Source organism: Allobosea sp. 01N443, from assembly GCF_056399325.1.
Window position 1 is genome coordinate 21,987 of record NZ_JBFTRC010000041.1, and the last position, 24,247, is coordinate 46,233.

20 protein-coding genes and 1 pseudogene are annotated in these 24,247 nt (G+C 65.6%); 11 read left to right on the forward strand and 10 right to left on the reverse strand.

Going from position 1 to position 24,247, the window contains the following annotated elements; translation table 11 throughout:
• Positions 1 to 65: 65 nt before the first annotated feature.
• Genes AC1DRP_RS13095 through AC1DRP_RS13105 form a run of 3 tightly spaced genes read left to right on the forward strand, consistent with a single transcriptional unit; the run spans position 66 to position 2,192 of the window.
• Positions 66 to 1,175, forward strand: coding sequence for an AI-2E family transporter (locus tag AC1DRP_RS13095; RefSeq protein ID WP_441491719.1), 1,110 nt, complete (start codon positions 66 to 68; stop codon positions 1,173 to 1,175).
• A complete protein-coding gene (locus tag AC1DRP_RS13100) occupies positions 1,168 to 1,866 on the forward strand; it encodes a P-loop NTPase family protein (RefSeq protein ID WP_476768664.1) in 699 nt (232 codons plus the stop codon). Before AC1DRP_RS13095 ends, AC1DRP_RS13100 begins: the two co-directional genes overlap by 8 nt.
• Positions 1,867 to 1,904: 38 nt before the next feature.
• Positions 1,905 to 2,192 (forward strand): gamma-glutamylcyclotransferase family protein, encoded by a 288-nt coding sequence (locus AC1DRP_RS13105; protein WP_476768665.1) that lies wholly within the window; start codon positions 1,905 to 1,907, stop codon positions 2,190 to 2,192.
• Positions 2,193 to 2,273: 81 nt separating this feature from the next.
• Here AC1DRP_RS13105 and AC1DRP_RS13110 read toward each other — a convergent pair whose 3' ends face one another.
• Positions 2,274 to 3,515 (reverse strand): acyl-CoA desaturase, encoded by a 1,242-nt coding sequence (locus AC1DRP_RS13110; RefSeq protein ID WP_441507648.1) that lies wholly within the window; start codon positions 3,513 to 3,515, stop codon positions 2,274 to 2,276.
• Between the two features lie 264 nt (positions 3,516 to 3,779).
• On the opposite strand from AC1DRP_RS13110, the gene AC1DRP_RS13115 reads away from it, so the two are divergent.
• Positions 3,780 to 5,975: an RNA degradosome polyphosphate kinase gene (locus AC1DRP_RS13115; protein WP_476768666.1), complete on the forward strand. Its 2,196-nt coding sequence runs from the start codon at positions 3,780 to 3,782 to the stop codon at positions 5,973 to 5,975.
• Between the two features lie 7 nt (positions 5,976 to 5,982).
• On the forward strand, positions 5,983 to 7,485 hold the full coding sequence (gene ppx, locus AC1DRP_RS13120) for an exopolyphosphatase (protein WP_441491714.1): 1,503 nt from the start codon (positions 5,983 to 5,985) through the stop codon (positions 7,483 to 7,485).
• A 59-nt stretch (positions 7,486 to 7,544) separates the two neighbouring features.
• Here the strand turns inward: ppx and AC1DRP_RS13125 are convergent, their stop codons facing one another.
• Entirely contained in the window at positions 7,545 to 8,561 is a 1,017-nt protein-coding gene (locus AC1DRP_RS13125) for an AMP-binding protein (protein WP_441507650.1), read from the reverse strand.
• Positions 8,562 to 8,571: 10 nt separating this feature from the next.
• The gene (locus AC1DRP_RS13130; protein ID WP_441507651.1) at positions 8,572 to 10,425 is read right to left on the reverse strand and encodes an extracellular solute-binding protein; all 1,854 of its coding nucleotides are present in this window, start codon (positions 10,423 to 10,425) and stop codon (positions 8,572 to 8,574) included.
• 243 nt (positions 10,426 to 10,668) lie between these two features.
• Between AC1DRP_RS13130 and AC1DRP_RS13135 the strand changes: the two genes are divergently transcribed.
• On the forward strand, positions 10,669 to 11,466 hold the full coding sequence (locus AC1DRP_RS13135) for an invasion associated locus B family protein (protein ID WP_476768667.1): 798 nt from the start codon (positions 10,669 to 10,671) through the stop codon (positions 11,464 to 11,466).
• Between the two features lie 54 nt (positions 11,467 to 11,520).
• Here AC1DRP_RS13135 and hspQ read toward each other — a convergent pair.
• Both hspQ and AC1DRP_RS13145 read right to left on the reverse strand, forming a co-directional pair.
• Positions 11,521 to 11,691 (reverse strand): annotated as a pseudogene (gene hspQ, locus AC1DRP_RS13140) (heat shock protein HspQ); the annotation flags it as partial.
• Positions 11,692 to 11,808: 117 nt separating this feature from the next.
• The gene (locus tag AC1DRP_RS13145; RefSeq protein ID WP_441507652.1) at positions 11,809 to 12,867 is read right to left on the reverse strand and encodes an HpcH/HpaI aldolase/citrate lyase family protein; all 1,059 of its coding nucleotides are present in this window, start codon (positions 12,865 to 12,867) and stop codon (positions 11,809 to 11,811) included.
• Positions 12,868 to 13,143: 276 nt separating this feature from the next.
• Here AC1DRP_RS13145 and AC1DRP_RS13150 point away from each other — a divergent pair, with 276 nt between their 5' ends.
• Both AC1DRP_RS13150 and AC1DRP_RS13155 read left to right on the forward strand, forming a co-directional pair.
• Positions 13,144 to 14,115, forward strand: a complete 972-nt coding sequence (locus AC1DRP_RS13150) for an AEC family transporter (protein WP_476768668.1) — start codon at positions 13,144 to 13,146, stop codon at positions 14,113 to 14,115.
• A gap of 36 nt (positions 14,116 to 14,151) precedes the next feature.
• The gene (locus AC1DRP_RS13155) at positions 14,152 to 15,285 is read left to right on the forward strand and encodes a CaiB/BaiF CoA transferase family protein (RefSeq protein ID WP_441507653.1); all 1,134 of its coding nucleotides are present in this window, start codon (positions 14,152 to 14,154) and stop codon (positions 15,283 to 15,285) included.
• A gap of 11 nt (positions 15,286 to 15,296) precedes the next feature.
• Here AC1DRP_RS13155 and AC1DRP_RS13160 read toward each other — a convergent pair whose 3' ends face one another.
• The gene (locus AC1DRP_RS13160; RefSeq protein WP_441507654.1) at positions 15,297 to 16,484 is read right to left on the reverse strand and encodes a UbiH/UbiF family hydroxylase; all 1,188 of its coding nucleotides are present in this window, start codon (positions 16,482 to 16,484) and stop codon (positions 15,297 to 15,299) included.
• 235 nt (positions 16,485 to 16,719) lie between these two features.
• Here AC1DRP_RS13160 and AC1DRP_RS13165 point away from each other — a divergent pair, with 235 nt between their 5' ends.
• Both AC1DRP_RS13165 and AC1DRP_RS13170 read left to right on the forward strand, forming a co-directional pair.
• Positions 16,720 to 17,694 (forward strand): quinone oxidoreductase family protein, encoded by a 975-nt coding sequence (locus tag AC1DRP_RS13165; protein ID WP_476768669.1) that lies wholly within the window; start codon positions 16,720 to 16,722, stop codon positions 17,692 to 17,694.
• A gap of 87 nt (positions 17,695 to 17,781) precedes the next feature.
• Positions 17,782 to 18,843 carry a hypothetical protein gene (locus AC1DRP_RS13170; RefSeq protein ID WP_476768670.1) on the forward strand — a complete coding sequence of 354 codons (1,062 nt, stop codon included), beginning with the start codon at positions 17,782 to 17,784 and terminating at the stop codon, positions 18,841 to 18,843.
• 474 nt (positions 18,844 to 19,317) lie between these two features.
• Here the strand turns inward: AC1DRP_RS13170 and rimO are convergent, their stop codons facing one another.
• The 4 genes from rimO to AC1DRP_RS13190 all read right to left on the reverse strand — a co-directional run bounded on the left by rimO (position 19,318) and on the right by AC1DRP_RS13190 (position 23,259).
• Positions 19,318 to 20,637 (reverse strand): 30S ribosomal protein S12 methylthiotransferase RimO, encoded by a 1,320-nt coding sequence (gene rimO, locus AC1DRP_RS13175; RefSeq protein WP_476768671.1) that lies wholly within the window; start codon positions 20,635 to 20,637, stop codon positions 19,318 to 19,320.
• A 148-nt stretch (positions 20,638 to 20,785) separates the two neighbouring features.
• Complete coding sequence (locus tag AC1DRP_RS13180; protein ID WP_441507656.1) at positions 20,786 to 21,115, reverse strand: hypothetical protein; 330 nt, start codon at positions 21,113 to 21,115, stop codon at positions 20,786 to 20,788.
• 108 nt (positions 21,116 to 21,223) lie between these two features.
• Complete coding sequence (locus AC1DRP_RS13185) at positions 21,224 to 22,582, reverse strand: sensor histidine kinase (RefSeq protein WP_476768672.1); 1,359 nt, start codon at positions 22,580 to 22,582, stop codon at positions 21,224 to 21,226.
• Positions 22,579 to 23,259, reverse strand: a complete 681-nt coding sequence (locus tag AC1DRP_RS13190) for a response regulator transcription factor (RefSeq protein ID WP_441491702.1) — start codon at positions 23,257 to 23,259, stop codon at positions 22,579 to 22,581. The genes AC1DRP_RS13185 and AC1DRP_RS13190 overlap by 4 nt, the downstream gene beginning before the upstream one ends.
• A gap of 341 nt (positions 23,260 to 23,600) precedes the next feature.
• Here AC1DRP_RS13190 and AC1DRP_RS13195 point away from each other — a divergent pair, with 341 nt between their 5' ends.
• A complete protein-coding gene (locus AC1DRP_RS13195; protein WP_441507657.1) occupies positions 23,601 to 24,191 on the forward strand; it encodes a class I SAM-dependent methyltransferase in 591 nt (196 codons plus the stop codon).
• Positions 24,192 to 24,247: the final 56 nt, after the last annotated feature.

A 24,247-nucleotide genomic window follows, 5' to 3' on the forward strand; every position in this document is an offset into this window, starting at 1 on the left:
TCACCCATCTTCGTGGACGCGGTCGATGATCTCGCATCGCGGAATCCGCCGGGGACTGCCTGTTCATGTCGTTGCAACGCCAAATCGGTTTCTGGCTGATCTCGCTCGCAGTCTTCGTGCTGTGCCTGGTCTTGCTGCGCGACGTGCTGCTGCCATTCATCGCGGCGCTGGCGCTGGCCTATCTGCTCGACCCCCTTGCGGATCGGCTCGAGCGGCTCGGAATGAGCCGTCTGGCCGCGACGATTGTCATCCTGATCGTCTTCCTTCTGATCTTCGTGCTGTCGCTCGTGCTGCTCATGCCCTTGCTCGGCCAGCAGCTCGCCGGCTTCGTTGCGCGGATGCCCGAGGTCGCTGCCAAGCTGCAAACGCTGATCCTGGAGCGGGGGGCGCCGCTCCTCGAGAAGCTGGGTGGTGGCAAGCTTGCCCAGGATGCCCAGAATTCACTCGGAAATCTCGTCGGCGAAGCAACCAAATGGGTCGGCAGTGTCCTGCAATCGCTCTGGTCCGGGGGGACCGCGATCATCGGCGTGTTCTCGCTGCTGGTTCTGACCCCCGTCATCGCCTTCTATCTGCTGGTCGACTGGGACCGCATGTGCGCGACCGTCGACAGCTGGTTGCCGCTCGACCATCGCGACACCATCCGCGGCCTGCTGAGCGAGATGGATAAGGCGATCGCCGGCTTCCTGCGCGGCCAGGCGCTGCTCTGCATCCTGCTCGGGACCTTCTATGCCGTCGGATTGAGCATCGTCGGCGTCAACTTCGGCGCGCTCATCGGCATCATCAGCGGCTTCCTCTCCTTCATCCCCTATGTCGGCTCGCTGACGGGCCTCGTGCTGTCGGTCGGCGTCGCGATCGTGCAGTTCTGGCCGGAGTGGACTTGGCCGTTGGTGACGCTCGGCGTCTTTGCCGCCGGTCAGTTCATCGAAGGCAACATCCTGCAGCCGAAGCTCGTCGGCGACTCGATCGGCGTGCATCCGGTCTGGCTGATGTTCGCGCTGCTTGCCTTCGGCTCTCTCTTCGGCTTCGTCGGGCTCCTGCTTGCGGTTCCCTTGGCGGCAGTCATCGGGGTCTTGAGCCGTTTCGCGCTTCGGCAGTATCTGGCGAGCAACATCTATCATGGCGGCGATGTTTCGAAGTCCGCCGAAGCCCGCAAGCGTCTCGGAGCCGATGTCTGACCATACAAGCCGCCCGCGTCAGCTCGCCTTCGACCTGCCCGTCGACAGCCGCCACGGCGTCGAGGATTTCCTGATCGGCCCGTCCAACGAAGCCGCCTATGGGATGATCGAGGCCTGGCCGCACTGGCCCGAGGCCTGGCTGCGCCTGGTTGGCCCGGAAGGGGCGGGAAAGACCCATCTCGCGGCGATCTGGGCCAAGGCGGCCCATGCCTGGGTCATGCCCGTCTCCGAGGTGACCGAGGAGAACGTGCCGCACCTGATCTCCGGAGGGGCGCTCGTCGTCGAGGATTGCGACAGAGGGCCTCGCGACGAAGCCGCCCTGTTCCACCTCTTGAACGCGATCAAGGCGAAGCGCGGCTCGCTGCTGCTGACCGCACGCGCAGCTCCCGATCAATGGGGCGTACGTATTCCCGACCTGTTGTCGCGCCTGCGGCTGGCGCCCCATGCGACGATCGCGCCGCCGGACGATGCGCTGCTGCGGGCGCTGCTGGTCAAGCTCTTCATCGACCGGCAGCTCATCGTCGATGCCGGCATCATCGAAGCGCTGACGCTGCGGATGGAGCGCTCGTTTGCCGCGGCGCGTGCACTGGTCGACGCGCTCGACAGGCTTTCGCTGGAACGCGGGCGGCGCGTCACGCGCGCCCTGGCCGGCGAGGTCCTGGCGGACCTCTTTCCGGATGATGCGAACTGAACAGGCAGCGCAGCCAGGCAGGTTGGAAGGAGAGCGGTATGGCCGACGGACGTGAGATCCGGCTGTTTTCCTACGGCACATTGCGCCAGAGGAACGTCCAGCTCGCCACATTCGGCCGAGAGCTCGAAGGCCGTGACGACGCCCTTGTCGGCTTCGCCCGCACAATGGTCGAGATCACCGATCCGGAGGTGATCGCCACCAGCCGCGAGACGCATCATCCGATCGTGACCCGGTCCGGCAATCCTGCCGACGAAGTGGCCGGAACCGTCTTCAACATCACAGCCGCGGAGCTCGCCGCGGCCGATTCCTACGAGGTCTCGGATTAGCGCCGGATTGCGGTGTGGCTCAGATCCGGGACCGAGGCGTTCGTCTATGTCCGGGCTGCGGACGCGTCCTGAATCGAACGTTCAGGCCGCGCCTTCCGAAGCCGACTTGGCCGACGGCCCAACGAGGCGTGCATGCATGGCCTCGATCAGAAGTTCATGCGCACGGGCTGCGATCGCGTCGAGCGAGGGCGTCCGCACGAACATCGCGGCCGCCTTCTCGCTGAGCTCCTCGCGGCTCGGCAGGACCGGCAGATGCCATTGCGCAACGGCGTCCTGGGCCTGCTGCTGCATTTCGGCCAGCCGGTCACCCGCACGTTGCTGCAGTTCGGCGAGCGCTTCGCGCAAATCGGCGAGCGTCATCGTCGGCAGATGCAGCTCCGACAGGGCAGGGCTCGCCGCATAGGCTTCCCGGAAGGCGCTGACGACGCGGTCCAGCGGCACCGAAGCCGCAAGCCGCTCGGCAGAGCGTTCGATGACGCGCGGCGGCAGGGCCTGCGAACGATCGACGACGGCCTGCGGCGGCGCCTTCAGGTCCCAGACCGCGCCGATCTTCGAGAGACCGAGGATCACGTAATAGGTCGGGTCCCACTGCCACCAGCGGAAGCCCTGACGCACGCTGTACTGATAGGCGTGGTGGTTGTTGTGCCAGCCTTCGCCCATGGTGATGATCGCCAGCCACCAGTTGTTGCGGCTCTCGTCGCCGGTCACATAGTCCTTGTCGCCATGCACATGCGCGAGCGAGTTGATGCAGAATGTCGCGTGATAGACCGCAACCGTCGACCAGAAGAAGCCAACGATCAGGCCGGCCCAGCCGCCGATCGCGAAGCAGAGGCCGGCAAGCAGGATCGCGGGCGCCAGCTCGAAACGGTGCAAAAGGCGCAATTCGGGGAACTTCGTCAGGTCCTGAATCGTTGAATCGTCGAAGGTGCTGTGATCGCGGCTGAAGATCCAGCCGACATGCGAATAGGCGAAGGATGTCATGACCGGCGAATGCACGTCATGCTCGGTATCGGCATAGCGATGATGGTGACGGTGCTTGGAGGCCCACCAGAGCACGCTCTTCTGCGCCGTCGATTGGGCCAGCAGCGCGAGCAGGAACTGCCCGAAGCGGCTGGTCTTGTAGGAGCGATGTGAGAAATAGCGGTGATAGCCACCGGTGATCGCGAACATCCGCAACCAGTACAGCCCGATCGCGAGCCAGACCGAGGTCCAGGTCACACCGCTCCAGAGCGCCCCGAAACAGGCGAGATGCGCCAGCACGAAGGGAACGGCGGATGGGTAGACGATGTCGCCATCATCATGAGGGGCAGTGCTGTCGCTCAAGAATGCTCTCTGTGGGGTTCGCGCGGATTCGCCGCTTCGGTGCGGCACGGGCCGCATGTCCAGCGGCACCAAACAGGACGAGCCGGCGCCGCGCAAGTAGGCCACTCGCCGCAGCATGGCAAGGAAACCACGTGGGAAGGCAATTGGTTCGAGGCAACGCAGGAATAGCACTCGCCCGTCATCGAAGCGTCACGCTAGGATGGCTTCAAGTTTGACAGGCGGGCGATCTCGGCCCGGCTTGCGTTCGAGACGAGGGCGAAACTCATGAATATCGAACCGACAAACGTGAAGGCCGCGGACATCGCGCCTCAGGTCGGTCCCATCGGTCTGCGCCATTCGCCGGCCCGCTTCGTCAATCGCGAGCTGTCCTGGCTGCAGTTCAACCGTCGGGTGATGGAGGAGGCGTCGAACCGCAACCATCCTCTGCTGGAGCAGCTCCGCTTCCTCTCGATCTCTGCCAATAATCTCGACGAGTTCTTCATGGTCCGCGTCTCGGGCCTGCGCGAGCAGCTCAAGGCGGGTGTCGTCACGCCCAGCCAGGATGGATTGACCCCGGCCGAGCAGCTGATCGAAATCGCCAAGGCGACGGCCGATCTTACCGCCGACCAGCAGGCGCGCTGGGTCGAACTCAAGCGCGAGCTGGACGATAATCGGATCGTGCTGCTGGGGCCGAAGGACATCGGTGCGCAGCACCGCACCTGGCTCGAGGACCACTTCCTCCATCTCGTCTTCCCCGTGCTGACGCCATTGGCGATCGACCCGGCGCATCCCTTTCCCTTCATCCCCAACCTTGGCTTCACGCTGGCGCTGGCGCTGGAGCGGATCAGCGATGGCCGGCAGCTCGACGCGCTGATCCGGGTTCCCGGGAAGATCGACCGCTTCATCGAGCTGCCCRATCTGGCACGCGACGGCGTGCACCGCTTCATCACGCTGGAAGACACCGTCTCGCTCTTCATCGGCAAGCTCTTCCCTGGCTACGACGTCAAGGGAACCGGCTCGTTTCGCGTCATTCGCGACTCCGACCTCGATATCGAGGAGGAGGCCGAGGATCTGGTCCGCGTCTTCGAGACGATGCTGAAGCAGCGCCGCCGTGGCGTCGTCATCCGTCTCGAGGTCAGCGACGGCATGCCGCCGCATCTGCACCGGCTGATCGTGCGCGAACTGAAGGTCGATCCCGACGAGATCGTCCAGGTCGATGGTATGATCGGGCTGAACGAGCTCTCGCAGCTGGTCGGCGTCGACCGGCCGGACCTCAAGTTCAAGCCGTACAACGCCCGCTTCCCCGAGCGCATTCGCGAGCATGGCGGCGATTGCTTCGCCGCGATCCGCCAGAAGGACCTGCTCGTCCACCACCCCTATGAAAGCTTCGACGTCGTCGTGCAGTTCCTGCAGCAGGCGGCGCATGACCCCAACGTCGTCGCCATCAAGCAGACGCTCTACCGCACCTCATCGAACTCGCCGATCGTCAGGGCGCTGGCCGAGGCTGCCGAGGCGGGCAAGTCGGTGACGGCCCTGGTCGAGCTCAAGGCGCGCTTCGACGAGGAGGCGAATATTCGCTGGGCCAAGGATCTGGAGCGCGCGGGCGTGCAGGTCGTCTATGGCTTCATCGAGCTGAAGACCCACGCCAAGCTCTCGATGGTGGTGCGGCGCGAGGCCGGCCAACTCGTCAGCTACTGCCATATCGCGACCGGCAATTATCACCCGATCACGGCGCGCATCTACACCGACGTCTCCTTCTTCACCGCCGATCCGGTGATGGGGCAGGACGTCGCGCGCGTCTTCAACTTCATCACCGGCTATGCGGAGCCGGCCGAGCTGGAGCAGATGTCCGTCTCACCGGTGGGGCTGAAACAGCGCCTGCTGTCCGACATCGCCGAGGAGATTGCCCATGTGAAGGCAGGCCGCAAGGGTGCGATCTGGGGCAAGTGCAACTCGCTGGTCGACCCCGAGATCATCGACGCGCTCTATGATGCGAGCCAGGCCGGTGTGGAGATCGACTTCGTCGTGCGCGGCATCTGCTGCCTGAGACCCGGAATTCCGGGGCTGTCGGAGAACATCCGGGTCAAGTCGATTGTCGGACGCTTCCTCGAGCACACCCGGATCTATGCCTTCGGCGCCGGCTTCGGCCTGCCCTCGGCCAAGGCCAAGCTCTATATTTCCTCGGCCGATCTGATGCCGCGGAATCTCGATCGGCGCGTCGAGGCATTAACCCCGATCCAGAATCCGACGGTGCACCAGCAATTGCTGGAGCAGATCATGCTGGCGAATTTCCTCGACAACGAGCAAAGCTGGACCATCTTGCCCGATGGTGGCTCAAGACGCATTGTCCCGCCGCCGAGCGACGAGTCGTTCAACGCCCACAAATATTTCATGACCAATCCGAGTTTGTCCGGACGTGGAAAATCGCTCTCCAATTCAAGCCCCCGCAGCCTTGCGCGCCGGACCGGCAGAAAGGCTTGACCCGGCGTTGATCCCGGGGCGGCTGAGCCTCGGCGAGACGCTCGCCATCGTCGATATCGGCTCGAACTCGGTGCGTCTCGTCGTCTACGAGATGCTGTCGCGTTCGCCGGCGCAGGTCTTCAACGAGAAGGAGATGGCCGGCCTCGGCCGTCAGGTCGCGACAACCGGGCGGCTTGCCGATGACGCCATCGAGAAGGCGCTTGGCGCGCTCGTGCGCTTCCGCATTCTCTGCGAGGCGATGCATGTCCGCGATATCCGGGTCATCGCGACGGCTGCGGCACGCGACGCCGCCAATGGACCTGCGTTCATTGCGCTTGCCGAGCGGGCGATCGGCCAGCCGATCGAGCTGATCTCCGGGGGGCGTGAAGCCTATTTGTCGGCTCTCGGCGTGATCTCGGGCTTTGACGCACCGCGTGGCGTCGTCGGCGACCTTGGCGGCGGCTCGCTTGAGCTTGCCGCCGTCGACAACGACCGGGTGGGCGAGGGGGCCAGCCTGCCGATTGGCGTGCTGGCGCTGCTCGACCGCTCGAAAGGCTCGGTCAAGCTCGCCGAGAAGATCGTCCGCGAGGCACTCGACAACCTGCCGCAGCTCGCCGCGATGCGCGGACGCGATTTCTACGCCGTCGGTGGCACCTGGCGTGCGCTCGCAACGTTGCATCAGCGCCAGTCGGTCTATCCGCTGAGCGTGATGCACGCCTACACCGTGCCGGCGCGGGACGTGACGGAATTCGCCAAGCTGGTCGAGCGGGCCGACAGCGCCGTGCTGGAATCGATCGAAGCAGTGTCCTCGGCGCGCCGGCCGCTCCTGGCCTATGGCGCACTGGTGCTCGACCAGTTGATCAAGCGCGGCCGTCCCAGGTCTGTTGTGATTTCGGCCAACGGTGTCCGCGAGGGACTGTTGCACGAACAGCTCCCCGACGAGGAGCGCAGGATCGATCCGCTGCTTCAGGGGGCACAGGACTACAACCAGCTCAGGGCCCGCGACCCGCGGCATGCGATCGACCTGATTGCCTGGGTCGCAAAGCTCTTCGCCAGCGCTGGCATGCATGAGGATGCGGCAAGCCGCCGCTTGCAGGACGTCGCCTGCCTGCTCTCGGATATCGGCTGGCGCGCCCATCCGGACTATCGCGGCGAGCAGAGCCTCAATGTCATTGCCCATGCCGCCTTCAACGGCGTGGATCACCCCGGCCGCGCCTTCCTGGCGCTCGCCGTGTTCCATCGCTATGCCGGCGCCAAGAGCGACACGCCGGTGGCATCCGAGCTGCGGCGCCTCCTGACACCCCGGCAGCTCGAACGCGCGCTGCTGCTCGCGGCGACGTTCCGCGTGGCCTATCTGCTTTCGGCGGGCATGCCCGATATCCTGACCCGCATTTCGCTGACCTGCGTCGACCGCCGGCTCGTGCTGCGCTTCCCGGCAGACCTCAAGGCGCTGTCGAGCGAACGGGTCACCGGGCGGCTGAAGCAGCTCGCCCGCCTGCTCGGCCGCGAGCACGAGGTCGCGGCGGGCTAAGGCATCGGCCGGAAAGAGGGTTCGATCATCGGGCCCGATGCGATACCGGGTCCGGGGACCTAACGCCTGCTGACATCGACCTCGGTCGCCGAGCGTACATCGACATCGACAATCGCGAGGTCGGGGCGATCGATGGCCGGATAGGCGCGCGTCTCGCCTGGCCGTTGCACGAAGACCAGGCTGGCGAGGGCAGGGTGGCTCGCCAGTTTCGAACGTGCCAAGGCTGGCTCCATGGCGCCGGGAAGCACCAGATGTGCCTTTCTGCCTCCTTCGAGGCAGGCATGCAGGTCGCCGAGGCTGAACAGGCCAAGCGGCAGCAGCTCGACACCTGTCAGGATCGCCATACCGGGCCCGGAGGCGAGCGCGGCGAGGTCCCCGCCGACCAGCGTGGTGATGATCCGTGACGAGGCCAGCGGTTTCAGCAGGCGCGAAATCTCCAGCGCCTTGCTCAGCAATGCGCGTTCCGAGATGGCCTGCGGTCCCGCAAAGCTCCTGCTGTCGACGACCTGGAGGGCCGGGCGTTCCGTCGATTCCGGCAGGGGGTGGCGCACGCCATTCGCAATCAGGGTATCGAGCGGAGCGACGCCGTCGGGAATGTCACGGCCGAAACCGCCGACGAAGCGCGTTCCGAAGGCACGCATGGCAAGTGTCCGCAGCATCAGCAATGGGCGAACGTGCCCGATGCGGCCGGCGCCGAGGGCCATCACCGCCCCCGATGCCTCGATCAACCGGAGCAGATCCAGCTCATTGGCGTGCAGCGGCAACATCAGCGGCGAGAGGCCGGAGCGCAAGGCGGCCAGAATGGAAACCAGTGCCTCGGGCCCCAGCGGTGCAAGGATCGCGACGCTCGCGCCGGGCTGGGCATGATTGGTGCTCAGAAGCCCGGCGAGGCGCGAAACCCGGTCGTCCAGGTCCACGAAACTGAGGGAGCGCGGCTGCTCGTCGCTCCAGCTGCGGCGTCCGGGGGGATCGCGCAGCGCCGCCTCGTAGCCGCGGCTGCGCACCAGGGCCTTCAGCAAAGTATCGAGATCGAGGCCGTCTAGCAGGGCAGCAGCGTCGTCGTAGTCAGCCCGCATCGACGATCCTTCAGTTCGCCGGAGCGGGCGGCGCCGGGACGCGGGCCAGAACYTCGGTGGACAGGAAATAGGCCGGCCTGCGGGCCGGCAGCACGACATCGCGTGAACGAGCGAGCCAGGTCTCGGGCAAATAATAGAGCGGCACGACATAGAACCCGGAGATCAGCAGCCGGTCGAGCGTGCGCACCGAGGCAACGAAATCGGCGCGTTCGCGGGCGGAGAGCAGCGTTTTCAATACCGCGTCGACGGCCGGCGATTTCACGCCTGCATAGTTCAACGAGCCCTTGCGCTCGGCATTGCTCGAATCCCAGCGCCCGACCTGCTCGTTGCCGGGAGAGGCCGAGGCCGGCCATGTCCACTGGATCATGTCGAAATCGAAGGTGGAAAGGCGGCGCCAATACTGCACGTCGTCGATCAACCTGACCGTGACGGCGATGCCGAGCCTGGTCAGCGACTTCGCATAGTTCAGCGCAAGCCGCTCCTGCGGCCGGCTGGTGACGGTGATCTCGAAGCTCAGCGCCTCGCCGTTCTTGCTCTGGCGCAGCACGCCGTCCTGAAGTGCGTAACCAGCGCTCTGCAGCAGATCGAGCGCCTTGCGCGCCTGATCGCGGTCACGGCCGGAACCGTCGGTCGCCGAGGGCATCCAGGTTCCCGCGAGAACGTCCTCCCGGACGGCCCCGGGGAAGCCTGCGAGCAGTGCCTTCTCGCGCGCATCCGCCGCCACTCCGAGCGCGGAGAGCTCCGAATCCGCGAAGAAGCTGCCGGCCCGTCGATAGACGCCATGGAACAGATTGCGGTTGGCCCATTCGAAGTCGAACAGGATGCCGAGCGCCTCGCGCACCCTGACATCGGCGAAGACCGTGCGGCGCGTGTTGAAGACGAAGCCCGTCATGCCCTTCGGCGCCTCGAAGCGCAGCGCCTCCCGGACGATGCGGCCATCGCGCACGGCGGGAACATCATAGCCCGTCATCCAGCGTGTCGGGTCCCCTTCGAGACGGATATCGTAGAGGCCGGCCTTGAACGCTTCGAAGAGCGTATTGGCGTCTCGATAGAAATCGTAGCGGATCTCGTCGGCATTGAAGAGACCGCGGGTCAGCGGATGATCCTCGGCCCAGAAGCCGCTGCGGCGCTTCAAGGTCAGTGCCTCGCCCGGCTTCACGTCACTCACGAGATAGGGACCGGAGCCGAGAGCGGGCTTGAAGCTGGTCTCTGCGAAGGTTTCCGCATTGGTCGCGTGCTTGGCGAAGATCGGCATGGCGCCGATCACCAGCGGCAATTCGCGATTGGAGCCGTCGCCGAGCTCGAACTCGATCCGGCGCAGCGTGGGCACTGCGACCTTGGTCACGCGCCCGAGACTGGAGCGGTGGAACGGCTTGCCCTTGGTCCTCAGCATGTCGAAGGTGAAGCGCACATCTTCGGCAGTGACTGGCTGGCCATCCGAAAAGGTGGCCCGCGGATCGATCTCGAAGGCGAGCCGCGTGCGGTCGTCATTGAGCTCGATCTTGCTCGCCAGCAGGCCATAGGACGTGAAGGGCTCGTCAGCCGAGCGGAAGAGCAAGCTCTGCTGCACATAGCGGGGCACGGCGTCCGGGGCGACGCCGAGCACCACGAGCGGATTCAGGCTGTCGAAGGTGCCCTGCAGGCCAAAAATGATTCGCCCCCCCTTGGGAGCGGCCGGATCGGCATAGGGCAAATGCGCAAAGCCCTTCGCCAGGGCGGGCTCGCCATGCATGGCGATGGCATGATCGACCGATGGCGATTCGGCGCGCGCAACCGCGCCCGCCGCCAGAACGGCGGCAAGAATTGCGAAGATATGCCGTACCGCAACGCCAATCGCTGCAGCCGGCGCAAGATATGAACCCATTGCCTGACCTGATTCCCAGCGGCAAGAATAACACGGCTTGCCGGCCGTCACGTAAGCTGTTCAGACTGGAAACCTGCAGCAGAACTCGCTAAACGCAGCGCGAGGTGTCATTCAAACGCCGCAATCGCAACCGATGTGCACGGCCTTCCAGGGGCTGGCGCGCGTAAGCGATTGAGCCCGTCGACAATGATGCGCGCGGCTTGCGAAGTCGTGTTTCGAGATTCGCCTGGTAAGGAAAACCATATGACCGCTTCGTTCAGCCCGTCTCAGCGCCTGTCCGCCCGAGCGTTCGGCCTGGCCATGAGCGCCGTGATCGGCCTCAGCCCGGTCGCCGCCTTCGCTCAGCAGCAGCGTCCCGCCCAGCGCCCGGCCCAGCCACCGGCTCAGCAGCAGCCCGCGCAGCCGCCGGCCGGACAAGCTCAGCAGGGTGGTCCCACCGTCGTTCAGGTCAAGCCGGAGCCGTCTCAGACCAGCTRGACCAAGGTTTGCGGCAAGGATCAGGCCGCCAACAAGGAAATCTGCTACACGACGCGCGATTTCGTCTCGGATCAGGGCCAGCCGGTGCTTGCGGTTGCCGTCTATGACGTCAAGGGCGACGCGACCCGGATTGTGCGCTTCCTGATGCCGCTCGGCCTGATGCTGCAGCCTGGTGTCCGCTTCGGCGTAGACGCGGCGCAGCCGGTGCCCGGCCGTTACGCCATCTGCTTCCCGAACGGCTGCTTCGCCGAGGCGCAGGTGAAGGACGATGTCATCAACGCGATGAAGAAGGGCAATACGCTCAATATCAGCGTGCAGAATCAGACCGGCCGCGAGGTGACCTTCTCGATTCCGCTTGCCGATTTCGGCAAGGGCTTCGATGGCGCCCCGATCGACCCGAAGGTGCTGGAAGAACAGCAGAAGCAACTGCAGGACGAATTGTCCAAGCGCCAGGAAGAGCTGCGCCAGCGTCTTGGCGGCGGCGGAGCCAATGCGGCTCCGGGCGCTCCGGCGGCTCCCGGCGCGGCTCCCGCTCCCGGCGCTCCGGCTGCTCCCAAGCCCTGATCGGGTTGCCGTTCGCACAAACAGAAAAGGCCGGCCCCTCGGGGCCGGCCCGAAGAGATGGTAGAATGGTTGGTCCTTCGACGGGCGCAGGTTCTCCGGGATCGCCAGCCACCATTCCTCCGTATTGGAGAAGGTGGGGTCGACGTCGAAAATCACCCCTCGGAACGGATAGACACGGTGTTTCACCACCTGCCCGATCCGGAATTTCGCTGAACGCGCTTCCATGTCTCGCCTTGATCCGTCCTCAAGCCGGCAGGCTCTCATACTGCCGGCTAACGTCGCCATCTCGCGCATGCGGTAGGATTGCGTCGCAAATAGGTCAAGATCAACGGCTGAAAGTCGCTAGTTCGGCGGCAATCCATAGCGCTCGGCGAGAGCCGGATCGCGAGCGGCAACCTGGTGGGCCAGATCGACGATGACCTTGGCCTGTTTCCAGGTGGCGTCGTCCTGCATCTTGCCGTCGATCATGACCGCGCCCGAGCCGTCGGGCATGGCTTCCAGGATGCGTCGGGCGAACGCGACCTCTCCGGGATCCGGGCTGAAGACGCGCTTGGCGATCTCGATCTGCGAGGGATGCAAGGTCCAGGCGCCGGCGCAACCGAGCAGGAAGGCGTTGCGGAACTGGGCTTCGCAGGCGGCTGCATCCGAGAAGTCGCCGAAAGGGCCGTAAAAGGGCTTCAACCCGGCCGACGCGCAGGCGTCGACCATCTTCGCCAGCGTATAATGCCAGAGATCCTGCTGAGCGACGGCGCGAGCGCCGCCTTCGGGGGAGGGGTCGGCGATCACCTTGTACTCGGGGTGCCCGCCGCCGACGCGCGTCGTCTTCATGGCGCGCGAAGCGGCCAGATCGGCTGGGCCAAGGCTCATGCCGTGCATGCGGGGGGAGGCCGTGGCGATGGCCTCGACATTCTTCACGCCTTCGGCTGTTTCAAGAATGGCATGGATCAGGATCGGCTTGCGGAGCTGATGCCGCGCTTCGAACTGGGCGAGCAGCTGATCGACATAATGGATGTCCCAGGGCCCCTCGACCTTTGGCACCATTACGACATCGAGCTTGCCGCCGACCTCGGACATGATCGTGCTGATATCATCGAGAAACCAGGGCGAGTTCAGGGCGTTGACCCGCGTCCATAGGCCGGTCGCGCCGAAATCGACGGACTTGGCCATCATGATGAATCCGTCGCGCGCAGCCGTCTTGGCGTCGACCGGGATCGCATCCTCGAGATTGCCGAGCACGATATCGACCTGACCGGCGAGTTCCCCGACCTTGGCGCGGATCTTTTCAAGATGTGGCGGCACGAAATGGATCATGCGCTCCAGTTTCAGCGGCAGCTCCCGCAAGGGCTCCGGCGCGCCGATGGCGAGCGGGCGGAAGAACTGGCGCGGCGTCTTGGTTGGCATGGTGGGCTCCATGGTGCGTTGCAGCGAATGTGCCGGACCATGCAGCGCCCGTCCATTGGGCTTTCGCAGCGCGCCGGGCGTCGAACTGAGAATGATAGCCTAGGATGAAATTCCAGCGCGCGCGTCAGACAATATTCCTAGGCATTCATGCCTGTTGCATTGCCGGGCTGCGAGCGATGCGCTGCGCGGCTTTGCCGTTGGCCCTCGACCCGCTACACCGCCGCGATGCGCCTGCCTGTTACCCGGGAGGTGCACCCGCCCGAGGTTCCAGCGCGTATGGCCGAACTTGCCAGCCTGTTCAATCTGGTCGCGCCGTTCTTCGGCCTGATCGTCCTTGGCTTCGCTGTCGGGCGCTACAAGCGGCTCCCGGAAGAGGGGCTGGCGTGGATGCAGTACTTCCTGATCTACATCGCCCTCCCGGCGCTGTTCTACCGCCTGATTGCCGACAAGCCGCTGAGCGAGCTCTCGAACTGGGGCTTTGTCGGCGCCACGACGCTCGCCACCTTCTGCGTCTTCTCGCTCTCCTTCCTCATCGGCTTGAAATCCACGCACGGGCATATGCCCCAGGCGGTGATGCAGGCGGTCGCCGGCTCCTACTCGAATATCGGCTATATGGGCCCACCGTTGATCCTGGCCGCGCTCGGGCCGGTCGCGAGCGCGCCGGTGGCGCTGATCTTTGTCTTCGACAATATTCTGCTGTTCTCGCTGGTGCCCTTCCTGATGGCCCTGGCCGGCGTCGAGAAGAAGGGCTTTCTCGCGACAGCCGGCGAGGTGCTCTGGAAGGTGGTGACGCACCCCTTCAATCTCGCGACCCTGGCCGGCGTGATCGCGAGCTACACCAAGCTCGAATTGCCGACTGCGCTCGACAAGATGACGCTCTGGCTGTCGCAGGCGGCGGCTCCCTGCGCGCTGTTCCTGCTCGGCGTCACGGTGGCGCTGCGGCCGATGAGGTCGATGCCCGCGGAAGTGCCGGCCCTGGTCKCGGTCAAGCTCGTCCTCCACCCGCTGCTGGTCTGGGTGCTGCTCTCGGCGCTCGGAAATTTCGCCGACCCCTGGGTCTATGCGGCGGTGATCATGGCGGCGCTGCCGCCGGCCCTGAACATCTTCGTGATCTCGACGCAGTACAAGGTCGGCGTCGAGCGCGCCTCGGCCTGCATCCTCGTCGGCACCATCGTCTCGATGGTGACGCTGACGGGCTTCCTGTGGCTGGTGAAGACGGGCAGGATGGCGGCAGACCTGTTTCCCTGACGGCTGCCCTGCGCCCGTCCAATCCCCGGGATCGCGATGCTGCCGCTCGACGACCTTCTGGTTCTGGATTTCTCGACTTTGCTGCCGGGCCCGCTCGCGAGCCTGTTTCTGGCCGAGGCGGGTGCCGAGATCATCCGGATCGAGCGGCCGGGYGGTGAGGACCTCCGCCGCTTCCCACCGCGCTTCGGCGAGACCTCGGCTCCATTCGCTGCGCTCAACCGCGGCAAGAAGAGCATCGAGATCGACCTGAAATCCTCCGATTCCGCCGAATTGCTGCGCCCTCTGGTCGAGCGCGCCGACATCCTGATCGAACAGTTCCGCCCTGGCGTGATGGAGCGGCTCGGTCTCGGTTTCGAAGCCCTCCACATGATCAATCCCCGGCTGATCTATTGCTCGATCAGCGGCTATGGCCAGACCGGGCCGCGCTCCCAGGATGCCGGGCACGATATCAATTACCAGGCGATCGGCGGGCTGCTCGGGCAATCGCTGAAGCGTGGCGAGCCTCCGCCGCTGCCGCCGACGCTCGTTGCCGATATCGCAGGCGGGGCGATGCCGGCGGCGCTCAACATTCTGCTGGCGCTGCGCCAGCGCGAGCGCACCGGTCGAGGCTGCCATCTCGACATCGCGATGAGCGACGCTATGCCGACCTTCACCTGGTACAGCCTTGCCCAAGGGCAGGTGACGGGAAACTGGCCGGAAGGCGGCGAGGGGCTCCTGACCGGGGGAAGCCCGCGCTACGGGCTCTATGCCACCGGCGATGGCTGGTTTCTCGCGGTTGGAGCCCTGGAGCAGAAATTCTGGGAGGTCTTTTGCGAGGCGATCTCGCTCGATCCCGGCTTGAGCGATGATCGGATGAATCCGGAGGCGACGCGCTCCGCGATCGCCTCCATCATCGCATCGGAACCGGCGTCGTACTGGCGGAGCTATCTCGAGCCGCGCGATTGCTGCTGCACGGTCGTGCGCAGCCTCGAGGAGGCGCTGGCCGACCCGCACCTGACTGCGCGCGGCCAGCTCGACAACCAGGCGGAGGAGCCGGGAGGCAGGCGCCTTGTCTCGACCCCCTTGCCACTGGCCCCGGTTTTCCGGGAGCACGCGCCCGCACTGCTGCGCGTGCCGTCGAGCGGTGGTGATCAGGAGTTGCTGCAGACAGAACCCGACAGGGGCGACTGATCGCGGGCCGCTCAGTTGGCCATGCCGCCAGCCAGGCCCTGGCGCATGACGATCCGGCGCAACGGCCCGATCTGCGAGAGCGCGAGCAGGCCGGCGCCACGCATTAGGTCGGCGGGGAGCAGGTCGGTCAGCAAGGTCCGGTTCAGCGCATCGACCGCACCGGTACGCAGCCGTACATCCGTCTGCCGCGCCGAATCATAGGCGGCAATCACCGCGTCGCTGCCCGGGTCTTCGGCGTCATGCAGGACGCGACGCAGGGCTGCGACGTCGCGCAAACCGAGATTGAGCCCCTGAGCGCCGATCGGCGGGAAGACATGGGCCGCTTCCCCGATCAATGCCATCCGGTTCGCCCCGAAACGTGTTACCGAGAGGCCGCCCATGGGAACGCGCCCACGCGCCCCCTCGACGGTCATGGCCCCGAGCAGGGAATGCGTCTGCCTCTCGACGCTGCGGGCGAACGTGGCATCGTCCAGCGCGGCGATCCGCTCGGCCTCTCTCGGCTCGAGCATCCAGACCAGCGAAGAGCGGTGGCCGGGCAGGGGAACTAGCGTGCAGGGGCCGCTGCGCGTGTGGAATTCCGTCGAGGTCTCGCGATGGTCGCGGCGATGGCCGAGGATCGCCGTCAAGGCGATCTGCGGATAGCGCCAGTCCCTGGTGGTGATACCGGCAGCGTCCCGCACGCGGGATTGGCGACCATCGGCGCCGATCACCAGCCGGGCGCAGAAGGGCTCGAACTCGGCTCCGGAGATCCTGACCGCATCATCTTGGGCTTCGATCGCCGAAACCATATGGGGCACGCTCCGGATGTTCGGGTTGGCCTGGACATGCTCGGCCAGCGCCGCAACGAGATCGGCATTCTCGACATTCCAGCCGAAAGCGTCGAGCCCGAGTTCGGACGCGTAGAACTCGACCGGTGGCTGCCGGAACAGGCTGCCGGTGTCATCGACAAGGCGCATCACCGCGAGCGGAGCAGCCTTGCCGTCGAGGGCCGGGAGCAGGCCGAGCTCGGCGAGCATCCGCCAGGAGCCGTCGAGCAGCGCCACGGTGCGACCGTCTCGCGGGGCGACCGGGCGGCCGAATACGGTGACCTGCCAGCCATCTGCCGCACAAGCGAGCGCGGCGGCCAGCCCAACGGCGCCGGCGCCAATGATGGCGATCTCGGCCTGATCAGAATGCGGGAGCGTAGCACGCGAAGTCATGGCATTTGGCTAGCCGACCCGAAGGCGTCTGGCCAGTCCGCGCTGCGTCGCAGCCCCGCACAGAGACTGCGTGAAATGGGCCCTGACGAAGGACGGAAGCGTTCATGCCGCGCCCCGATCCCGCACCATCATCTGCCGACCCGGCGTTGGGCGCCGACCCGCCCAGCAGTCCGGCCGTTGCGTTGATGCGATGCAAGTCCCTATGGTCCGGCCTTCACGTGATGGAGCAATGTCAATGGTCAAGGCGATACGCGTTCACCAGACCGGCGGACCCGAGGTTCTGAAATACGAGGACGTTGCGTTGCCGGCGCCCGGGCCAGGCGAGCTGCTGGTGAGGAACCGCGCGATCGRCCTCAACTTCATCGATACCTATTTTCGATCGGGCCTTTACGCGGCCCCCAAGCTGCCCTTCGTGCTGGGCAACGAGTCGGCCGGTGACGTCCTTGCCGTCGGCCCCGATGTCACCGAGTTCAAGCCGGGCGACCGCGTCGCCTGCGTTGCGACGCTCGGAGCCTATGCCGAGGAGCGCATCGTGGCGGCGGCATCGACGGTGGCTCTGCCGGCTGCGATCTCCTTTGAGGCTGCGGCCAGCATGATGCTGAAGGGCCTGACCGCCGAATATCTGCTGCACCGGACCTACAAGGTGAAGCCGGGCGACACGATCCTTGTGCATGCTGCCGCTGGCGGCACCGGCCTGATTCTGTGCCAGTGGGGCAAGGCGCTCGGCGCGACCGTGATCGGCACCGCAGGCTCCAGGGACAAGGCCGAGCTCGCCAAGGCGCATGGTGCCGACGAGGTCATTCTCTACCGTGACGAGAATGTCGCGGCGCGGGTCAAGGACATCACCGGCGGAAAGCTCTGCGACGTGGTCTATGACGGCGTCGGCAAGGACACGTTCATGGCCTCGCTCGACTCGCTCAAGCCCTTTGGCGTGCTTGCGAGCTTCGGCAATGCGTCGGGCGCGGTCGAAGCGTTCAATCTCGGCATCCTGGCTGCAAAGGGCTCGCTCTACGTCACCCGTCCGACACTGAACTCCCACACCGCAAAGCGCGAAACGATGGTCGAGATGGCGAAGAACCTGTTCGGCGCCGTCACCTCGGGCAAGGTCACGATACCGGTGAACGCGACCTTCCCGATGAAGGATGCAGCCGAGGCACATCGCACGCTGGAGAGCCGCGGCACGACGGGCTCGACGGTCCTCATTCCGTAGCGTTCGCCGCCTCGTCGCAGCAATCTCGCCCAGATTGTTGCCTAGATCTCCTGCCGCCGGGGGCGGCAGGATGGGTGGCTGGGCAAGATGAAGAACGCGATTCGGGCACTATGTGTCGTGCCGGCGCTGATCGGCGCGGGCATATTGGTGCTGCCGCGCGGATGGAATGGCCTGCAGTTKCAGGTGGCGGCCAGTGACCCCGTCGCCCTGTCGGACCTGCGCCTGCAGGGCGTGCTTGCGTCCGGGCGCATCGCAGACGAGATCGATGCCGCGATTGCCGCTGGCGACACCGACCTTGCCGGCAGCTTTGTCGATCTGGCCGCCGAGCATCGCCTCGTTGTCACGGAGGATCAGCGCGAGCGCCTCGCGCGCTTGAAGGACGAGGCGTCGACGCGCGCACTCAGGGATTTCGGCTCCGGTTTCCTGTCGGGCGAACGCGCGAGCAATGCCGGCTTCGCCGGCGCGGTGGTCAGCGACGTTGTCGGCGTCGGCGACCTGCGGGACCTCGCCGGTGAAGGCCAGAAGCTGCTCCGCGGCGAGGCAACAGATCATGTCGTCCTGGTACTGGCCGCTGGCGGGCTCGCTCTGAGCGTTGCGACATGGGCGAGCCTCGGCAGCGGCCTGCCGGCACGCGGTGGTCTCAGCGTCGTCAAGGCAACGGCGAAGGCAGGCATGCTGTCGCCAAAGCTGACGGCCAATCTCACGCGCATGGCCGCGGGAGCCGTCGATCGTCCGGCTCTGACAGCCAGTCTCTCCGCTGCTGCGCGCTTCGACCTGGCAGCAGCCCGCGCATCCTCGGCTGCGATCGTGCGGCCGGCGGCAATGACGCGCCTGGCAACGCTTGGGCAGGATGCCGGCGCAGTCTATGCCCGGACCGGCCAGGCCGGTCTGCGCCAGGTTCTCGCGGTTGCAGACGAGGCCGGCGATATTGGGCGCGCGGCACGGCTGAGCGCCGCCAAGGGGTCCACCACCCGTGCGGTCCTGAAGGTGCTCGGACGTTCGGCGCTGGTGCTGGGCGCGCTCAGTCTCACGACCATGAGCTGGATCTTCGCCCTGATCGGCTATGCGGTGGCGCTGGCCATGCTCGCGCAGAGATTTGGCTGGTGGCTCGGGCGCCTCGGTTCAGCCCGGCGAAAGCCGGCTATCTGAGAGCAGGGCCGATCATCGTTCCGACGCCTGTGAACCTGCTGCGGAGACGACGCGACCAATGAGGGCCAGCGGACGCTGATCCTCATTCGGGAGCATGTCATGAACCGGACACTTCGTTTCACTGGTCTGTTCTTGGCCTCTCTAACCATCTCGACGGTCGCAATGTCGCAGCAGAACGGCAGCGGGCATGGCGGCGACGATGGCGGTCGGAGCGGCAAGGGCGCAGCAGGCGGAAGCGCTCGGTCCGTGTTTCAGCTGCTGCGCGAATTCCCTGGGGGGAAGGCACGCCTCACCCGCGCAGTCGCGCTCCGTGGCGGGGGCGCCAACCGGATCGATCATGTCTGCAGCGAGCCGCCTCCGTCACGGCGCCTGCCGTCGCGTTCCAACAGACCTGCCTTGGGGTAGCGAGGTCTTCCTCTATCGCGGGCGCGGCGACCAGATCATGCGCGCCCTTGCGAAAGTGGACAGGCCCGATCAGACCGCGATTCCGTGCAGATCGTAGGCGTCGGCCCGCTCGATCTTCACCGTCACGATCTCGCCGGCCCGGAGCGGCCGGCGGCTCGCAACATAGACATTGCCGTCGATCTCGGGCGCATCCCATTTGGAGCGGCCCTTGGCGACCGTCGGGCCCGCCTCGTCGATGATCACCTGAATGCGCTTGCCGACCCGGCTCTTGACGATCCGGGTACTGATTTCGGCCTGCGCCTTCATGAAACGATGCCAGCGCGCTTCCTTCTCGTCCTCCGGGATCAGCGGCAGGCCGAGATCATTGGCAGGCGCACCCTTGACCGGCTCGTATTTGAAGCAGCCGACGCGCTCGAGCTTTGCTTCCCTCAGCCAGTCGAGCAGGAACTGGACATCCTCTTCCGTCTCGCCGGGGAAGCCGACGATGAAGGTTGAGCGGATGGCGAGATCGGGACAGATCTCGCGCCATTTGCGCAGGCGGTCGAGCGTGCRGTCCTGATGAGCCGGGCGCTTCATCGCCTTGAGAACGCTGGGAGATGCGTGCTGAAAGGGAATATCGAGATAGGGCAGAATCAGCCCTTCCTGCATCAGCGGGATGACCTCGTCGACATGCGGATAGGGATAGACATAGTGCATCCGCACCCAGACCCCCATCTGGCCGAGTTCCCGCGCCAGCTCGAAGAAGCGCGTGCGGACCTCGCGATCCTTCCAGAGCGAGGGGGCGTATTTGACATCGAGGCCATAGGCACTGGTGTCCTGGGAGATGACCAGCAGTTCCTTGACGCCAGCCTTGACCAGTTTCTCGGCCTCGCGCAGCACATCGCCGATCGGTCGCGAGACCAGGTCCCCGCGCAGCTTCGGGATAATGCAGAAGCTGCAGCGATTGTTGCAACCCTCTGAAATCTTGAGATAGGCGTAGTGCCTCGGCGTGAGCTTGATGCCCTGGTCCGGCACCAGGTCGACAAAAGGATCGTGCCTGGGCGGCACCGCCTGATGCACGGCCGAGACGACGCTCTCATAGGCCTGGGGACCGGTGATCGCCAGCACGTTCGGGAAGGCGTCGCGGATCTGCTCGGGCTCGGCGCCCATGCAGCCGGTGACGATGACCTTGCCGTTCTCGGCCATGGCTGAGCCGATCGCCTCCAGCGACTCCGCCTTGGCGCTGTCGAGGAAGCCGCAGGTATTGACGATGACGAGGTCAGCGCCCGCATGGCTCTTGCTGAGCTCATAGCCTTCCGAGCGCAGCGAGGTGATGATGCGTTCGGAATCGACGAGGGCCTTGGGACAGCCCAGGGAGACGAAAGAAATCTTCGGCGCGACGGCGTTCATCGGCGACAAGCTCGGACACTGGATCAGGAAGGGGCGCGGCGGGGCCGGCGCATATGGCGCTTCCTTTGACGTGTTTTTAGAGGTTTTGCAAATTGCAGCCGAGATCGCAGGCAAAGCCGCCGGATTCCCTATCCCTTGCAATGTTCATTCAATCGAGCCCCGGGACGATGCCGGCGGGCGAGGCAGCCGTTGCGTCGTCGCGGATGGAGATCACGATGAACAGGGCCCGCACCAGCATCGCCAGGGGCGTCGCGACCATGCTGGCGCTTTCAGGTGCCGCCGCTTCGGCACAGGCGCATCCAAAGGCCGGCTTGGCGCCGCCATTGCCCGCCAGTGCGCCGCGCGTGCGGCCGGTCCAGGACGAAGGAGCGCCCCATTCGCCCTGCAGGGATGGGCGCTTCAGCTTCGGCCGACCGGTCGATTGCGAGGCGGAACTGCGACGCTGGCACGCAGGCCGCGCGCCCTCCGACCCCTGCACGGACGGGCGCTACAGTTCAGGCGAGGCGTATGACGGCCATGCGGAGTACCAGCCCTGGAGGTGGCGGGAACGGGCGAAGGACAACGGCTTCTGGAAATAGCTGCGTGCTCAGGCGGCCAGGCCTGGCTGGGGGAAGACCATCCTGAGACAGGCACCGCCCGATGCTGAATCGAGCGCGAGCACCTCGCCTCCGTGACGATGCATGATCTCGCGAACAAGGTTGAGACCGAGGCCCGAGCCGCGGCTTTGCGCATGAAGCCTTTGAAAGGGCTCGAAGACACGTTCGCGTTGCTMGCGCGGAATGCCGCATCCGTCGTCCTGGATGTCGATGATCGCGGAGTGACCGACGCGGACGGCAATCGTTCCAGTCCGGCCGCCATGCTCGATCGCGTTCTGGACCAGATTGGTCAGGGCCCGCTCGACCGATAGCGGATCTCCAATGACCGTGACCGGATCTCCCTCGGGCTTGAACTCCATCTGATAGCCGGCGGCGAAGGCCAGGGGCGCAAGGTCGACCACGACCCGCTTCGCAATCGCGTTGAGGTCCATGGGCGTGAACGTGTCCGTCTGCTGATCGAGCCGCTCAAGGTCAAGAAGCTGCTCCATCATGGTCGCCAGCCGCGCAACATCCTGGAGGAGGCGCGTCTTCTCTTCGCCCGCCGGCAGGGATGCCAGCCTCGTATTGAGAATGGCGACGGGCGTCCGCAGTTCATGCGCGGCGGCCGCCAGGAAGCGCTTGTGTTGCTCGTAGCCCCTGTCGAGACGTCCAAGGGCGGCATTCACCGCCGTGACTAGCGGCGTGATCTCGACCGGCACGTCATCGAGGGGCAAACGAACACCCCGCCGGTCGATCTCGATGCGCCCGGCCTGCGCCGCTGCCCGGCCCAATCCGGCCAAGGCTCCTCGGACCACCAGCGGAGTGACGAGCAGGGCCGCGACCGCCATCACGGCGAGAACGGGCAGAACCTCCTTGAGGAACACGAGGCTCATCCCCAGGGCCACAAGATAGAGCGATGCCCGGGTCTCGGTGCCCGTCACGACCTGGACCTCGCCAGCTGCGCTGTTCACCCATCTGACCCGTGCCGTGGCGCGGGGAGGATCGCCGATATTCCAGCCCAGCCGGGCCTGGCCGATATGGTCGAGGCTGTCGCCGAGCTGGCTGAAATCCGCAGGAACGGCTCCTTCGGACACGCGGTGGCCCGTGCGGTCCCGGATGACGAACCAGAGATTTGGATTAGAAGCCCGCATCCGGGTCAATTGGCGCGTTGGCCGCAGCACCAGCTTGCCAGTCGGCCCGCGCGCCACCGCGCCTCGCAGGGTCTCAATGGTGCTCTCGACCGATGAGAAGTCGAACAACGCCCCTGTGGCGAACAAGCCAGCGACGATCAGCATGATGGCGGCAGCCTGGAACGCCATGAGCCGCCCGATCAGCCGGCGCTTGAGGGAATACCCGCCATCCATCGTCAGGCGGTTTCGCGGATGAGGTAACCGACTCCGCGAATCCCATCGATCGTCGCGCCGGCATCAGCTTCCGCAAGCTTGCGGCGCAGGCGAGAGACATGGGTATCGAGCGCGTTGGACTGGATCTCGTCATCCAGACCGAACACGGCCTCCATCAGGAAGGTTCGCAAGACCATTCGCCCCATCCGGCGCATCAGGGCTTCCAGCACCAGCAATTCGCGCCGCGGCATGGCGAGCATCTGGCCTGCCACACGGGTCTCGCGGTGCACGAAATCGAAGGAAAGGCGACCGATCCGCACCGTATCGGAGCGCATGCCGGCAGGCCGGCGCAGGAGTGCGCGCAGGCGCGCCAGAAGTTCCTCGAAGGCGAAAGGCTTGCCGAGATAGTCATCGGCTCCATGGTCAAGACCCGCGACCCGGTCGTTCAAGTCCCCACGCGCCGTCAGCATGAGGACCGGCACCGTGTCGCCCTTTGCCCGCAGCCTTCGGACCAGGTCCAGGCCGTCGCCATCGGGCAACTGGCGGTCAAGCAGCACTGCATCATAGATGCCGCAGCTTTCGCTCAGCATTGCCTCTGCATCCGCTCTGGTTGGCAGATGGTCCACGACCATGTCCTGACGGGTCAGCGCAGTGCGCAGCGCTGAAGCCATTGCCGGCTCATCCTCGACCAACAAGATGCGCAAGGCGGAATCTCCCGCTCCTCGGGGGTAACCGCCTATCGAGTGCGGATTGCGCCAACCTTGCATGGAAGCTCGGTCCCGACCTCGCCGGCGAGAGCTCATTCCGGCCTCATCGAGTCCGGCACGCCCCTGCGCCTCCGCATGACAGGCTGGCTCAACCCCGTCGTGGCATCGATGCCGACGGCGCCGCGAAACAGAGCGGTGCACTCATGGAAGCTCCGGGCCCGCTCAACCATTGCGGTGGCCGCCACTGGGATGGACTGCACATGTCATCGAGAATGCTACCCGGCGCCGGGCGAAGCCTCCGCGTTGCGCCTGAAGACGCCTTGGGACGGAGGACCGGCATGCTGGCCTCCGACAACTGGTCTTTCTTCCGCGCCTGGATCGGTGCGCCGTTGCGTGTCGCTTCGGTGACGCCGTCGGGCACCGCCCTGGCGGATCTGATGACACAGGAGGTCACGCCGGAAACCGGGCCTGTCATTGAACTTGGACCTGGAACCGGCGCATTTACCCAGGCGCTCATCAGGCGAGGCGTGCCCGAGCACAACCTGACCCTCGTCGAGTTCGGGCCCGATTTTGCGCGGCTGCTCGAAATGCGCTTTCCCGAGGCCCGTGTGCGCTGGATGGACGCTTCACGCCTTCGCGAAGTCGCTCTTTACGAAGCAGGAGGGGTTGGCGCCGTGATCAGCGGCCTTCCCGTGCTTTCGATGCCGCCACGAAAGGTCATCGCCATTCTCAGGGGCGCGTTTGGCTATTTGCGGCCGGGCGGCGCCTTCTATCAGGTCACCTATACGACGCGCTGCCCCATCCCGAAGCCAATCCTGGATCGCCTCGGCCTTCGCGCAACACGGATCGGCTCGACATTGCGCAACATCCCGCCGGCGGCAGTTTACCGGATTGCCCGGCATCGCCCCTCGCGGTCGAGTCTGGTCTGAAAAGGTCGAACGACAGCTGGATTCAGGCAGGGCGCGAGCGGAGGCGCGCGTTAACG